The sequence below is a fragment of the Pseudoxanthomonas sp. genome (assembly GCF_051953815.1).
GTDB lineage: Bacteria > Pseudomonadota > Gammaproteobacteria > Xanthomonadales > Xanthomonadaceae > Pseudoxanthomonas_A.
Genome location: NZ_JBQCIJ010000005.1, coordinates 1 through 14,759, shown reverse-complemented (window position 1 = coordinate 14,759; position 14,759 = coordinate 1). Strand labels below are relative to the sequence as shown.

At 71.2% G+C, this 14,759-nt stretch carries 11 protein-coding genes; 2 read left to right on the top strand and 9 right to left on the bottom strand.

Annotation, left to right across the window (positions count from 1 at the left end):
- On the bottom strand, positions 1–1,581 hold a 1,581-nt coding region (locus tag ACTHN1_RS01630), incomplete at its 3' end, for a PDC sensor domain-containing protein (RefSeq protein WP_440469230.1).
- Positions 1,582–1,999: 418 nt separating this feature from the next.
- Complete coding sequence (locus ACTHN1_RS01625; protein ID WP_440469229.1) at positions 2,000–4,672, bottom strand: methyl-accepting chemotaxis protein; 2,673 nt, start codon at positions 4,670–4,672, stop codon at positions 2,000–2,002.
- Positions 4,673–4,916: 244 nt separating this feature from the next.
- Between ACTHN1_RS01625 and ACTHN1_RS01620 the strand changes: the two genes are divergently transcribed.
- Both ACTHN1_RS01620 and ACTHN1_RS01615 read left to right on the top strand, forming a co-directional pair.
- Complete coding sequence (locus tag ACTHN1_RS01620; protein ID WP_440469228.1) at positions 4,917–6,698, top strand: EAL domain-containing protein; 1,782 nt, start codon at positions 4,917–4,919, stop codon at positions 6,696–6,698.
- 56 nt (positions 6,699–6,754) lie between these two features.
- Entirely contained in the window at positions 6,755–6,997 is a 243-nt protein-coding gene (locus ACTHN1_RS01615) for a hypothetical protein (protein ID WP_440469227.1), read from the top strand.
- 40 nt (positions 6,998–7,037) lie between these two features.
- Here ACTHN1_RS01615 and ACTHN1_RS01610 read toward each other — a convergent pair whose 3' ends face one another.
- Genes ACTHN1_RS01610 through ACTHN1_RS01580 form a run of 7 tightly spaced genes read right to left on the bottom strand, consistent with a single transcriptional unit; the run spans position 7,038 to position 14,359 of the window.
- Entirely contained in the window at positions 7,038–8,240 is a 1,203-nt protein-coding gene (locus ACTHN1_RS01610) for a M24 family metallopeptidase (RefSeq protein WP_440469226.1), read from the bottom strand.
- Positions 8,237–9,835, bottom strand: a complete 1,599-nt coding sequence (locus ACTHN1_RS01605) for an aldehyde dehydrogenase family protein (protein ID WP_440469225.1) — start codon at positions 9,833–9,835, stop codon at positions 8,237–8,239. The genes ACTHN1_RS01610 and ACTHN1_RS01605 overlap by 4 nt, the downstream gene beginning before the upstream one ends.
- On the bottom strand, positions 9,832–10,740 hold the full coding sequence (locus tag ACTHN1_RS01600; protein ID WP_440469224.1) for a dihydrodipicolinate synthase family protein: 909 nt from the start codon (positions 10,738–10,740) through the stop codon (positions 9,832–9,834). The genes ACTHN1_RS01605 and ACTHN1_RS01600 overlap by 4 nt, the downstream gene beginning before the upstream one ends.
- Positions 10,737–12,068: an FAD-dependent oxidoreductase gene (locus tag ACTHN1_RS01595; protein WP_440469223.1), complete on the bottom strand. Its 1,332-nt coding sequence runs from the start codon at positions 12,066–12,068 to the stop codon at positions 10,737–10,739. The genes ACTHN1_RS01600 and ACTHN1_RS01595 overlap by 4 nt, the downstream gene beginning before the upstream one ends.
- A complete protein-coding gene (locus ACTHN1_RS01590) occupies positions 12,061–12,309 on the bottom strand; it encodes a (2Fe-2S)-binding protein (RefSeq protein WP_440469222.1) in 249 nt (82 codons plus the stop codon). The genes ACTHN1_RS01595 and ACTHN1_RS01590 overlap by 8 nt, the downstream gene beginning before the upstream one ends.
- Complete coding sequence (locus tag ACTHN1_RS01585) at positions 12,306–13,406, bottom strand: NAD(P)/FAD-dependent oxidoreductase (RefSeq protein WP_440469221.1); 1,101 nt, start codon at positions 13,404–13,406, stop codon at positions 12,306–12,308. The genes ACTHN1_RS01590 and ACTHN1_RS01585 overlap by 4 nt, the downstream gene beginning before the upstream one ends.
- Positions 13,403–14,359, bottom strand: coding sequence for a proline racemase family protein (locus ACTHN1_RS01580; RefSeq protein ID WP_440469220.1), 957 nt, complete (start codon positions 14,357–14,359; stop codon positions 13,403–13,405). Before ACTHN1_RS01580 ends, ACTHN1_RS01585 begins: the two co-directional genes overlap by 4 nt.
- Positions 14,360–14,759 lie beyond the last annotated feature (400 nt).

The window sequence follows — 14,759 nt, the reverse complement described above, 5'->3', positions numbered from 1 at the left end:
CATCAGCTGGTTCAGGCCGGCGACCATGTCGCGGAAGTCGTACTGGTAGCGGTCCACATCGCCGCGCTGGCTGAAATCGCCGGCCGCCGCCGCGCTGGCCAGGCGCTTGATTTCGATGTTGATGGCCGACAGGCTCGCCTTGGTGGCGCGCATCGCATCGGTGATCACCGCTTTCTCGCCCGGCAGATCCTCCATGTCCACCGACAGATCGCCGACGGCGTAGTGGCGCATCACCTCGACCGCGCGCATCTTCACCCCGATGTGCTGCGCGACCAGGGTATTGGTGTCGCGGACCATGCGGCCGTACTCGCCCGGGAACGCGGCATCGTCGATGCGGTAACTGATCTGGCCTTCATCGTGGCGCCGGGTCATTTCACCGAGCGCGGCGATCAGGGCGTGAATCTGGGACTGCATGCGCCGCATCGCGCCCTGCAGCTGGCCGAGCTCGTCTTCGCGATCCTGGGCGATGGCATTGTCCAGCCGGCCTTCCGCGATGGCGTTGGAGATCCGCACGGCCTCGGCCAGCGGGGTGATCACCTGGCGGCGCATCAGCAGGAACAGCGCGCCGCACAGGACCGCGCCGGCGACCAGGCCGACCATCATGATCGTCCACAGCAGCGAGCGCGCCTGCTGCATCACCAGCGAACGCGGCACCACCACGCCCAGGGCGAAGCGCTGAGCGGCCTGCCCGATCTGGAGCGGCACGTAGGCTTCCACCATCTCCTGGTCCGCGCCCGCATCGTGGCTTTCGCGGAACACCGCTTCGCCCTTGGCGATGCTGGCGAGGACCGCGCGGGTGTCGGCATCCTCCAGCTTGCGGCCGACCTTGGCCGAATCGCGATCCGCGATCACCGTGCCGGCCGGCGACAGCAGGCGCACGTAGCCTTCGTTCATCGGGCGCAGCTTGGCGATGGACTGCTGCAGCGATTCCAGCGCGAAGTCGACGGTCATGGCGCCGACGTAGCGGCCGTCCTCGACGATCGGCGTGGCCAGGGTCGTCATCAGCACCTTGCGGCCGCCGATCTCGTATTCATAGGGCTCCAGCACCACCGGCTGCTTGAGCTTGCGCGGCAGCAGGTACCAGTCGCCGTTGCCGGGCACTTCGTAGTCGCGCAGGGCTTCCAGCATCGGTTCGCCGTTGCTCCAGGCCCAGTAGCTCATGAAGCGGCCGGTGGCGTCGTGGCCCGGCGTGGTGACGTTCTCCGCGTCCTTGCCGTCGAAGGCCTGCGGTTCCCAAATGGTGCCCACGCCGATCCATTCCGGATGGGCGACCAACTGCTGGCGGATCACCGCGCTGGCGGTACCGCGATCCAAGCCACCGTGCGCACGCTGGCTCAGGAAGTTTTCGCGCATCGTCTCATTGGTCGAAAACGCGCGTCCGAGATCGCCGGAGATGCGCTGGGCCTCGAACCGGGCCAGGTTCTGCATGCTTTCGTGGGCGCTGTCCATCAGCGAGTGGCTGCTGCGGACGTAGGTGATCAGCGCGGTGACGCCGAAGGCCAAGGCGACGATCAGGGCGGTGCCCGACATCAGGCGGGTGGCGACGCTGCTGGCGATGAGTTTCCGGAGTGAACGGAGCATGTAATGGGCCGGTAGTGAGGACGGGTGAATCACCAGGCCGGTGGGGGGAACGGTCTGCAATGCACTGCATCGGCCGTACGGTGCCGGGCTTTAGCGGTAATGACGCTTCTGCTTGAAGGGAAGGCGGGTGCGAATTTCTTCGAAGGGGGAGGCAAGCGGGCGGTCCGTGCTGGATGGCCGCCTTCAAGAAAGGGGCGGGCACCCGCGGCGGCGGGTGACGGGGGATTGGCAAAAGCAAAATCCCCCTCGGCCCCCCTTCTTCGAAGGTGGAGGGAAGCGGGCAGTCCGTGCTGGATGGCCGACTTCAAGAAAGGGGCGGGCACCCGCGGCGGCGGGTGACGGGGGATTGGCAAAAGCAAATCCCCCTCGGTCCCCCTTCTTCGAAGGGGGAGGCGCGGGGCCGGGCCCGGCGCTGTCGTCAGAACTCCTGCCAGTCGCCGTCGGCGAGCGCCGGTTCGGGCTTGCGGCGGACCGGCGCGGCGGGCTTGCGCGGCGCGGGACGCGCGGGCGTGCGTGCGGCCGGCGCCGAGGCGGCGGCCGGCGGCGCCGGCATCCGCGCGGCCGGAGCGTGGCCGTCGAGCTCGAACACGTCCACCGCTTCGGAGAGCAGGCGCGCCTGGTCTTCCATGCTGCGGGCGGCGGCGGAGGCTTCCTCGACCAGGGCGGCGTTCTGCTGGGTGGTCTCGTCCATCTGGGTGATGGTCTGGTTGACCTGCTCGATGCCGGCCGATTGTTCCTGCGAGGCGGCGGCAATCTCGGCCATGATGTCGGTCACTCGCTGCACCGAGGCCACGATTTCGCCCATGGTCGCGCCGGCCTGGTTGACCAGCGCCGAGCCGGTGGACACCTGGTCCACGGAGGCTTCGATGAGCCCCTTGATTTCCTTGGCCGCGTTGGCCGAGCGCTGGGCCAGCGTGCGCACTTCCGAGGCGACCACGGCGAAGCCGCGGCCCTGTTCACCGGCGCGGGCCGCTTCCACCGCCGCGTTCAGGGCCAGGATGTTGGTCTGGAAGGCGATGCCGTCGATGACGGCGATGATTTCGGCAATCTTGCGCGAGGCCGCTTCGATGTCGCGCATGGTGGTGACGACCTGGCCGACGACGTTGCCGCCCTGGGAGGCCACCGAGGCGGCGCCGATGGCCAGCTGGTTGGCCTGGCGGGCGGAGTCGGCGTTCTGCCTCACGGTGGAGGTGAGCTCTTCCATGGAGGCGGCGGTTTCCTCCAGGTTGGCGGCCTGCTGCTCGGTGCGGCGGGACAGGTCGGCATTGCCCGAAGCAATCTCGCCGGCGGCGGTGTTGATGGCGGTGGAGGCGTCCTGGATGCGGCTGACGATGTCGGTCAATTGCGCCACGGTGGCATTGGCGTCGTCGCGCATGCGGGCGAACATGCCCTGGAACTCACCGTCCATCCGCACCGTCAGATCGCCTTGCGACAACGCGGAGAGCACGTACTGCAACTTGGAAAGATTGCCCTGCAGTGTTTCGAACAATTCGTTGATGCCGACCGCCAGCGCGCGCAGGAATCCCTGCTTGCCCTCCAGCGTGATCCGTCCGCCCAGATCGCCCTGCGCCGCCGCGCGCACCAGCGCGGTGATTTCCCGTTCGACCATGCGTTCCATCGCCAGGCTCTTCCACTCCAGGGTGGTGCCCACCCGCTCGCCCTCGACGAGAATCGGACTTGCCACCAGCAGGTAGTGATCCCCGCCCAGCGCGACCGCCTGCTCGAATTCCACCTCCTCCGCGCGGATCCGGTGGGTGACCGGCGCCAGCGCGGCATCCAGTTCGTGCAGGAGCCGTCCTTCCGGCGCGACGACCTCGCGCCGCGCCAGCGCCTCGCGCAACCCGTGATTGGCGAAGGCCACGGCGCCGTCGGCGGCCAGCACCATCAGGCCGGTGTGCGCGTGATCCATGGCCTGCCGGATCCGCGCGTTGTCGCGCGCGACCGCGCGCTCGGCCGCGATGCGTTCGCGCAGGCGGGCCTGCATGTGCGACAGCGACGTCATCAGCGCGCCGATCTCGTCGTGCGGATTGTCGATCCGCACGGCCGTGTCCAGTCGATCCTCCGCGATCGCGCCGGCCATCCTGGCGGCCTCGCGCAACGGCTGGCGCACCGCCCGTGACACCGCCCACAACACGCCACCCAGCACCAGCGCCACCACCGCCACGGTGATGGCGAAGAACGCCGCCATTCCGATCCGCTGCGCGCGCTGCCCGCGCGCGGCCGACGCCAGGCCGCTTTCCCGCGCGCGTTCCAGCTCCGCCAACGCGGGCGCGATGGCGGCGGCGGTGTCCTCCAGCGATCCCACCTCCACGTCCAGCCCCACCCGCGCCGCAGTGTAGGCCAGCAACGCGGCCTGGTAGGCGTCCGCCTGCCCGCGCAGGCCATCGCGCGCGGCTTCGTCCATCGCCGTCGATGCCAGCGCCAGTTCGAACGGCAGTTTCTCCTCGCTGACCCGATCCGCCAGCGTCGCGTCGCCGGTGCGCAGGAACTCGCTTTCGAAACGGCGCATGCGTTGCAGCGGCGCCTCCAGCGCAGGCGCCTGTCCGGCCCGCACGGCGTCCTCCAGCGCCTGGCCCGCACCGCGCAGGGTCGCGGCCAGGCTGGCATCGCCCTGCCCCATCTCGTCCACGCGCGCGTTCAGCGCGTCGATGCCGGCGGCGAATTCACCGATGCGCGCGGCCACCGCATCCAGCCGCCCGCGATCGTCGATGCCGACGGGATGTCGCCGCAATTGCGCCAGGTCCCGGCGCAGCCGCTCCTGCGCCCCGCGCAGCGCCTGGCGATCGGTTGCGTCGAACCGGAACGCGTACACCGTCTGCAGGCGTCGGGTCTGTTCGACCTGCCGCTCCAGCGCCGACAACAGCGCGCCATAGCCCTGCTGCGCCTGGAAGGTCGCGGCGGCGCGGGCCTGGCCGGCGCTGGCCTGCCAGTAGGACAGCGCGATCAGCGCCAGTCCCGCGCCGGCCACCCAGGCGCACAATCGCAACTTGCCGGCGATCGTCATGCGTGCAAAACGCCGGGTCAGCGCGGCGCGGTCAAGACGGAAGGAAGGGCGCTTCCAGGCGGAAGGCAGGCGCAGGGCGATCGGCATGGGGGACTCCGAGGCAAAATTTTGCATCGGTATCGGCCGGATTCCGCCGGTCTTTAGCGTGGATTTTCATCCATCGTCTTGACGCTTCGCGGCGCGTCCTCGCGGCATGCCGTTGTAGACGACGCATGCGACAGCGCGATGACGCGGCGTCGCGAACGTCATTCCCGCGTGGCTGCGGGAGATGAAGGATCGTCATCAGCGCCGTCGCGGAACTGTCATGCGGGCACGCTAGGTTCGCGGCCCCATGTGCCTCTCCGATTCCGCCGTCGCCTCCGATCCCCTGCTGGAAGCGGTCCTGCGCGGCCGCGAATTGCTGGCCGCGTTCCAGCCGGTGGTCCGATTGGAGGACAACCGGGTGGTCGCGCACGAGGGCCTGATGCGCATCGCCGGCCGCGCCTGCACGCCGCTGGAACTGCTGGACCGCGCGCGCGCCGCCGGACGCCTGGGCGAAGTGGAGACCGTGGCCTCCGGCATCCTGGCGCGCAGTTTCGATTTCGATCGCGGCGGACGCCTGCTGGTCAATCTCAGCGCGCATGCCATCCTGCAGGGCGAACTCCGTCCGCAGGAAGTGATCGAGAGCCTGCTGTCGGCGGGCCGCGATCTGGGCCGGTTCGTCATCGAGATCACCGAGCGCGACATCGTCGAGGACGTCGGCCGGCTGGCCGACGCGCTGGGCTATCTGCGCGCGGCCGGCATCCGCATCGCCCTGGACGACTTCGGCAACGGCCATTCCAACTTCGAGCTGTGGCACGAACTGTCACCGGAGTACGTCAAGCTCGACCGCTACCTGATCCATCACATCGCCGACAGCCCGGGCCGGCTGAGCATCGTCCGCGCACTGGTGCAGGTGGCCGACAGCCTGGGCGCGGAACTGGTCGCCGAGGGCGTGGAGCGCCTGCAGGATCTGGCGATCGTCAAGGATCTCGGCATTCCCTACGCGCAGGGTTACCTGCTCGGCCGTCCGGCCAGCGAGGTCGCGCTGGCGGTGCCGGCGGAAGTGCGCGAGGCGCGCTTCGAAAAGCTGCCGGTCTGGCCGCGCGCGCGCCGGGCCTCGGATTTCCGGGGCGTCACCGCCGCGCACCTGCTGATCGAAGCGCCCTCGCTCACCGACGAGGCCAGCAACTTCGACGCCGAGCAGTTGTTCCGCACCCATCCGGATCTGCCTTCGTTGCCGGTGGTGGATCGCGACGGACAACCGCTGGGCCTGATCAACCGCCGCGTCTTCAACGAGCGCATGGCGGTGCCGTTCGCGCGCGAGCTCAACGGGCGCAAGTCCTGCGCGCTGCTGATGCACGCCGCGCCGATCGTGTGCGACGTCGGCCAGAGCATCGACGCGATGTCGGAGATCCTGCTGGGCGAGGATCAGCGCTACCTGTCCGACGGCTTCATCATCACCCGCGACGGCCGCTACCTGGGCGTGGGCACCGGCGAGGCGCTGGTGCGGCGGGTGACCGAACTGCGCATCGAGGCGGCGCGCTACGCCAATCCGCTGACCCTGCTGCCCGGCAACATCCCCATCTCCGAACACATCGGCCGCCTGCTCGAAGCCGGTCGCGCCTTCGTGGCCGCCTACTGCGATCTCAACAGCTTCAAGCCCTACAACGACCAGTACGGCTACTTCCGTGGCGACCGCATGATCCGGCTGGTCGCCTCCACCCTGCTCAAGCACGTGCAGTCGAGCATGGATTTCGTCGGCCACGTCGGCGGCGACGATTTCGTGGTGCTGCTGCAGAGCGAGGACTGGGAGCGCCGTTGCCGCGACATCATCGCCGACTTCAACGCCGCCTCGCGGGCGCTGTTCGACGAACCGGATCTGGCGCGCGGCGTGCTGGAAAGCGAGGATCGCAACGGCCGCTACACGACCTTCCCGCTGACCACCCTGACCATCGGCATCGTCCAGGTGGATCCGGCCCGCTACGAGAGCGCCGAGCAGGTCGCCTCCGACGCCGCCGCCGCCAAGCGCCACGCCAAGCGGCACGGGCTCGGCCTGCATTCGGCCGCAACCGGGGAACCGGTCACGGAATAGCCGCGCGGCCCGCGCCTGTCACACAATCGGAACGCGGCCTTCGTATAGTCCGCCGCATGGACACCTTGGCCGAAATCCGGACCGCTCTGGATACCGCCGGCGACCGGCTGGCGCGGGGCCTCGTGCGCCAGCCGCCCCAGGAATTCCTCGACGAACTGTGGACGCATATCTATTCCGGCGCGCCGGTGGATCTGCAGCCCTACGTCTGGTCGCGGCTGATGGAACTCGGCGCCGGCCTGATGCCCGGCGCCGGCCCGGGCGACCGATTCCAGCCGCCGGCCAGCCATTACCGCCTCTGACGCTCGCCGCGTCCCTTGCCTGCGCCCCGCGCCCGCCTGTTCAGGCGAACGGCTGATCGATCGCCGGCGACGGCGGCGTGAACCATTGCGCGCCCGCTTCGGTGACGTGGAAATGATCCTCCAGCCGGATCCCGAACCGCCCGGGCACCACGATCATCGGCTCGTTGCTGCAACACATGCCCGGTTGCAGCGCGGTCGCGTTGCCGCGCACCAGATAGGGCGCCTCGTGCACCGCCAGCCCGCAACCGTGGCCGGTGCGATGCGGCAGTCCGGGCAAGCGGTAGTCCGGGCCCAGGCCGGCGTTCTCCAGCACCCGGCGCGCGGCCAGATCCACCGCTTCGCAGGCAACGCCCGGCCGCACCGCCGCGAACGCGGCCGCCTGCGCGGCCTGCTCCAGATCCCAGATGCGGCGCTGTTCGTCATTGGCGCGGCCATGGATCCAGGTGCGGGTGATGTCGGAGTTGTAGCCCTGCACGCTGCAACCGGTGTCGATCAGGACCAGTTCGCCCTCGCGCAGCGACTGCACGCCGGGCACGCCGTGCGGGAACGCGGTGGCCTGGCCGAACTGGACGATGCAGAACGTCGAGCCGCCATCGGCGCCGAGCGCGCGATGCGCCTGGTCGATGAAACGGACCAGTTCGGCCGTGGTCGTGCCCTCGCGCGCGATGCCGGCGGCCAGCCGGTGCACCTGCAGGGTCATGTCGCAGGCCTGCTGCATCAGCGCCAGTTCCGCCGCCGACTTGCGCATCCGGCAACCGTCGATCAGCGGCGTGGCATCGCTGATCATGCGCGCTTCCAGGTGATCGCACAGGCCGTGGTGGATGGCGAACGCGGCCGCCGGATCCAGCGCGAGCGTGCGCGCGCCGCGATCCTTCATGGCTTGCGCCACCCGCGCGTAGGGATCCTCGTCCTCCTCCCACAGCCGCGCTTCCACCGGAATCTTCAGCACCGCCTCCAGCGAACCGGCCTCGAAGGCGGGGCAGACGATGACCGGCAGGCCCCGCGCAGTGATCAGCAGCGCGACCAGGCGCTCGCTGGCGCTCCACGGCACGCCGCAGAAATAGCGCAGCGACGCGCCGGCGTTGACCAGCAGCGCGTCCACGCCGCGCGCGCGCATCAAGTCCTGCGCGCGTTCGATGCGCTGCCCGTACTCGTCCGCCTGGATGGCCGGCGCGCGCGCCGGCCACGGGCGCAGCGACGCCTCCGCATCCGCGCGCGAGAGATGCCCAATCTGTCCGCTCATGCGTCGGCCCCCACGTCCGCGTCGGTCCAGCGCCCGTCGATCTGGCGCGCGATGCCCCCCGGATTGCGGTCGCGCAGCGGCGCGGGCAGGCGCGCGTCCGCCACGTGGTCGTAACTGTGCAGGGCGGCGAAACGACGGATCGCGCCCGGCATGCCCACCGCGGTGAAACCGGGATGGCTCGCGCTCGGCCAGGGGCCGCCATGGTTCATCGCCGCGCTCACCGCCACGCCGGTCGGCATGCGATTGGCGATCAGGCGGCCGACCCGCGCGCGCAGCAGCGGCGCCAGCCGATCATGGAGCGCATCGTCGCGGCCATCGTCGGCCGCGTAGACGGTCCCGGTCAGTTGCCCTTCCAGCGCGCGCAGGATGGCTTCCATCTGCGCCGGATCGCGCGCCCGCACCAGCAGGCTGACCGGCCCGAACGCCTCCCGCTGCAAGGCCGCCGCGTTGGCGAGGAAGCGATCTCCCTCCACGGTCAGCAGGGTCGGACGGCAGCGGAAGCCGGCGCCGCCGGCGTCGCCGCCACCGGCCAGCACCGTGGCGCCCGCCGCGACCAGCGCGTCCACCGCCGCGCGCAGATGCTGCTGCCCGCCGCGCGAGAGCAGCAATCCCTCGGGCGCGTCGGCGAAACCGCGACGCGCGGCGTCGACGAACGCATCGGCCGGCGCGCCTTCCGGCAACAGCACCAGGCCGGGATTGGTGCAGAACTGGCCGGCCCCGAGCAGGCACGACGCCAGCAGTTCCCCGGCCAGCGCCTCGGCGCGATCGGCCAGCGCGCCCGGCAGCATCAGCACCGGATTGACGCTGGACAGTTCGCCATGGAACAGCACGCCGGCCGCGTCCGCCGCGGCCTTAAGCGCCTGTCCGGCGGCGCGGCTGCCGGTGAAGGCGACCGCGCCGAGGCGCGGGTCCCCGGCGATGCGAAGCCCCAGCGCCGGCGGCAACTGGTACAGCATCTGCACGCTGGCGGCCGGCAGCCCGGCGGCCAGCAGCGCGGCGTGCGCCAGTCGCGCGAGTTCGCGGCTGGTCCCCGGGTGGCCGGGATGCGCCTTGGCGATCACCGGCGTGCGCGCGGCCAGCGCCGAGGCGAAATCGCTGCCGGCGATGGCGTTGAACGCGAACGGGAAGTTGGCCGGTCCGAGCACGAAGGCCGGCTTGCCCAGCGGCGCCAGCCACGAGCGCAGGCCGTTGCCGGTATCGATGGTTGGCAGCGTCCAGCTGTGGTTGCGCGCGGCCTGGGCGGCCAACCGCAGTTGGCCGCAGGTGCGCGGAATCTCCGCGCCCAGGAAACGCGGCGACACCGGCAGGCCGGTTTCGCGTTGCGCCAGTTCCGCCAGCGCCTCGCGGTTGGCCTCGATGGCGTCGGCGTAGCGTTCGAGGAACCCGGCGATGCGCGCCGGATCCGCCGCGGCCAGTTCGTCCGCCACCGCCGTTGCCGCAGCGATGGCGGTTTCGAGATCCTGTTCGCCGCTGATCGGAAATTCCGTGCCGAACGCTTCGCCGCTGTCCGGATTCTCGGCGCGGAACACGCCGGTCGGATCTCCGCTCGCGCGCCATTCGCCGGCCAGCAGGACAGGTGCCGCCGCGCCGCTCATGACAGGCGCGGCGGGTGGGCCGCGGCGTGGCGGATGACCTGCAGCGCCGCCTCGCGCTCGGCGCCTTCCACCACCAGGCGCGGTGCGCGCACGTGCTCGCTGCCCATGCCGACCTGCGCCTGCACCAGTTTGATCAGCTGCACGAACTTGGGCACCGTGTCCAGCCGCAGCAGCGGCAGGAACCATTCGTAGAGTTCGCGCGCGGCCGCGTAGCCGCCGTCGCGGGCGAGCTCGAACAGGCGCACGGATTCGCGCGGATAGGCGTTCACCAGGCCGGCGATCCAGCCTTCGGCGCCCATGCCCAGGCCTTCCACGATGGCGTCGTCCATGCCGACCAGCAGCACCAGCCGGTCACGGGTCAGCGCCTTGATCGCGGCGAAACGGCGCACGTCGCCGGAGGATTCCTTGACCGCGTGCACGTGCGGATAGTCGCGCGCCAGTTCCGCGATCTGTTCCGGGGTGATGTCGGTGCGATAGGCGATCGGGTTGTTGTAGATGATCGCGGGCAGATCGACCGCTTCCAGCACCGCGCGCGCATGCGCGGCGGCTTCGTGCCAGTCGCTGGTGTAGACATACACCGGCAGCACCATCATGCCGCCGGCGCCGGCGTCCTTCGCCGCGCGCGCCAGGCGCACGGCCTCGGCGGTGGAGAGCGCGGCGATGCCCGGCACGATCGGGGCGCGATCGCCCACCGCCGCGACCAGGGTGCGGATGATCGCGATCTTCTCGTCGAAGGACAGGGTGGCGGCTTCACCGAGCGAGCCCAGCGGCACCAGCGCGGTGCAGCCGGCATCGATCAATTGCCGCGCGTGCGCGGCGAGGAAGGCGTGATCGACGCTGCCGTCTTCCTTGAAAGGCGTGGTGATGGCGGGCAGGACGCCGCGCAGGAATGGGCTCGGATTCATCGGAGTGCACCTGGTGGGTTGTGAACGGAAGGATCGGACGGGGGGGAACCGGCGAAGCCGGCCAGGGTGTCGAGCCGGACCGGGAACAGCGGCGGCCGGCGGTGGATATCGGGTGACACGCCGCCAAGCAGGCCGAGTTCGGCGAGCGCGGTGCCGCAGATGCGGCCCTGGCAGGCGCCCATGCCGCAGCGCGTCGCCAGCTTGGCGTCGCGGGCGTCGGCGAAGCCGTCGAGCTGGGCGAGGGTGACGTCCTCGCAGCGGCAGATCACGGTGTCGGCCGCCACCGGCGTCCAGGTTTCCGTCGCCGGTTCGAAACAGGCCCGCAGCCAGGCCGCGAACGCGCGCGCATGCCGCCTTTGCCGCAGCAGCGCGGCGGGCACCGCGTGCTCGCCGGCGGCCGCGACATGCCCGGCGATCGCGCCTTCGGCCAGCGCGCAGTCGCGCCCACCGATGCCGCAGGCTTCGCCGGCCGCGTGAACGCCGGCCACGCTGGCGCGCTGCCAGGCGTCGACGCGCACGCACGGATGCCGCGCCGGCGTTTCCAGCGCGCAGCCCAGCATGCGCGCCAGCGCCACGTCCGGCACCAGCCCGTACCCGACCGCGACGCCATCGCAGGCCATCCGCCGGAGCGTGGAGCCCCGGCGCAACTCGACTTCCTCGACACGCCCGTCGCCATGCGCCGCCAGCACTTCGCTGTCGTGCCAGTACGGCACGCGCGCCAGTTGCCAGCGCAGCGCCAGCGCCTGCGCGGCCTTGCCCGGCCAGCGCGGAAGCCCGTACGCGAACCGCCGCAGGCGTTCGCCCGGCGTGCGTTCGCAGATGCCCAGGACGTGCGCGCCATGCCGCCGCAGCGTGGCCGCGGCGGCCAGCAGCAACGGTCCCCGGCCCGCCACCAGCCAGCGCTGACCGGCGCGCGGCACGCCTTGTTTGGTCAATGCCTGCGCGCCACCGGCGCCGGTCACGCCCGGCAGCGTCCAGCCGGGAAACGGCAGCAGCAGTTCACGCGCGCCGGTGGCCAGGATCAGCGCGCGATGACGCAGGCGGAGCGCGCCGGACGCGTCTTCCGCCAGCAGTTCGCCGTGTCCGGTCGCCACGATGCGCGTGCCCGGAAGCCAGTCGACCCCCCTTTCCAGCAATCGCCGCAGGTGCGGTTCGGCGGGCGTCGGCGCCTGGCCGACCGCGTGCCGCCACACCTGTCCGCCCGCGTCCGGCTGCGCATCCGCCAGGCCCACGCGCACGCCATGGCCACGCGCCGCCCGCGCCGCCGCCAGGCCGGCCGGTCCGGCGCCGATCACCAGCACGTCGTATTCGCGCACGCGCTCAGTCATCGGTGATCACCCGCATGCCGTCGCGCGCCGCCGTCATGCAGGCGCGCTGCTGGGCGATGTCGTCGATGCGCACCCGGCATTCGAAACAAACCCCCATGCCGCACAGCGGAGCGCGAGGCTGGCCGCCGACCGAACGCCGGAACGCCACCACGCCCGCGCGCGCGATCGCGGCGGCCACGCTGCTGCCGGCCGGCACCTCCACCGCGTGCCCATTGATCGACAGGCGCACCACGGCGCTCATGACATGCCCCGCGCGGGCGAGTACGGCGTGGGGTCGATCGCCGGTTCGCGGCCCAGGAACAGATCCATCAGCAGGCGCGCGCTGCCCAGCGCGGTGGTGATGCCCAGGCCCTCGTGACCGGCCGCGACCCAGCGATCCCGCCCGTCCGGCACCGCGCCCAGATACGGACGGCCGTCCGGCGTCGCCGGGCGGAAGCCGGTCCAGACCCGGATCGCGCCGAGCGAGGCCAGCGCGGGCAGGTAGTCGAGCGTGCGCGCCAGCATCCGCTGGAGCATCGGCGCGGACACGGCGGGATCGATCACGCCCTCCTCGCGCGAGGAACCGATCAGCAGTTGCCCGGTGGGGCGCGGCTGCACGTTGAAGGCCACGCTGCTGGAGGCGTTGCCATGCGCCGAATCCGCGTAGCCCAGCTCCAGCAACTGGTGATGCACCAGCCCGGGATGACGATCGGTGATGACCAGTTGGCCCTTGCGCGGACGCACCGCCAGTCGCGGCAACAACGCCGGCAGCGCGCAGCCGGTGGCCAGCAGGACCGGTCCGGACAGCCGGCCGCCGTCGTCGAGCCGCACGCCATCGTCGCGCAGCGCGTCGACCCGGCGTCCGCCGAACAGGGTCAGGCCGCGCGCGCGCGCGCGTTCCAGCAGGCAACGCGCGGCGCGCGGCGGATACACCACCGCTTCGCCCGCCACCCGCAGGCCGCCCGCCAGCCCGGATACCAGCTGCGGTTCCAGTTCGCTTAGCTGCTTCGCATCCAGCGCTTCGGCATGGATGCCGGCAGCGGCCAGGCGCGCGATCTTCGGCGGCACCCGCGCCATCTCGGCGTCATCGCGCGCCACCCAGATCGTGCCGCAGCGGCTGAATTCGGCCGCGCGCGGATCCGGAAAATCCTCCCACAGCGCCAGCGAATACGCGGCCAGCGCGAGTTCCGCCGGATCCTCGTCCAGCGCCACCAGATGCCCCATCGCGGCGGCGGTCGCGCCGCCGCCGATCGGGCCCGGTTCGATCAACGCGACCTTCAGGCCCTCGGCGCAGGCGGCGTCGGCGCAGGCCACGCCGACCATGCCGCCACCGACGACGATCAGATCGAAGCGGCTCACCGCGCGGCTTCACCGTTGGCGCCGATGCCCCAGGCGAACGGGTCCGCATCGTCGATGCACAACTGCGACCGGGCGGTGATGTGCGCCTCGCCGGTGATGCGCGGCAGGATGCCGCGCGCGCCGCGCCGATAACGACCCTCGAAGCGGGTTCCCAGGATGCCCTGCTGGATCCAGGTCTCGCCCTCGGCGAGTTTTCCGTCCGCGGCCAGGCACGCCATCTTGGCGCTGGTGCCGGTGCCGCAGGGCGAACGATCGTAGGCCAGCCCCGGGCACAGCACGAAGTTGGCGAGCACGCCGCCGCCGTTCACCGCCGGCGCGTTGATTTCGATGTGATCGATGTCGGCGCCGTCGGCGCCGGTGATGCCCGCGGCGCGCAGCGCGTCGCCGATGGCCTCGGTGTAGGCGGTCAGCTCGCGCTGGTGCCGCAGCAGCAGCGGCGCCGGCGTCTGCGCGGTGATGAAGAACCAGTTGCCGCCCCAGGCGATGTCGCCGGTCACGCGGCCATGCCCGGGCACGTCCACCGCCACTCCCGCTTCGAGCCGGTAGCTCTCCACGTTGTCCACCGACACGCGGCCATCGCCATGCAGTTCGACGCCGACCGTGCCCACCGGGGTCTGCAACCGATGCTGGCCCGGCGCCAGCCGGCCCATCGCGTGCAGGGTCCGCACCACGCCGATGGTGCCGTGGCCGCACATGCCCAGGTAGCCGACGTTGTTGAAGAAAATCACGCCCGCCGCCGCGTCCGGTTCGGTGGGCGGCAGCAGCAGCGCGCCGACCACCGTGTCCGAGCCGCGCGGCTCGCAGACGATCGCGCTGCGCCAGTGATCGAAGTCCTGGCGGAAGCGCTTCAACCGCGCGGCGGGATCGCCGCCGCCCAGATCCGGGAAGCCGGCGGTCACCACGCGGGTGGGTTCGCCGGCGGTATGGGAGTCGATGACGTCGAGTGTCTGCATCCCACCATGCTTTCATCCGCCCGCCGGAGCGGATAGCCGGCAATGGCCGGGGGCGATGCGGAATTCGGCATGATGCGCGACGGCGTCCACGGTGCGATGCAGCATTGCCCACATGCCGCAAGTCATTGGCGCACGCGCACGCATCGCTGCTATGGTGCTTCGCGGAGAGGACGCGCGCGGGGCCATGCGATCCGGACAGGCATTACCGGCCGGACATGGGTCTTCGTCGCGGATGACGAATGTCGCGGGCTTCGATCCCCGCGCGGCCGCCGGCGCAAGACAGCGTGGCCCCAACCGAGCGCCCCGGCGACGATACCACGGAGCGCTGGCCGGACCTGGTGCGACGCCTGTTGATCCTGACGGCCCTGTACGCCATCCCCGCCGTGGTGCTGTTGCGGCC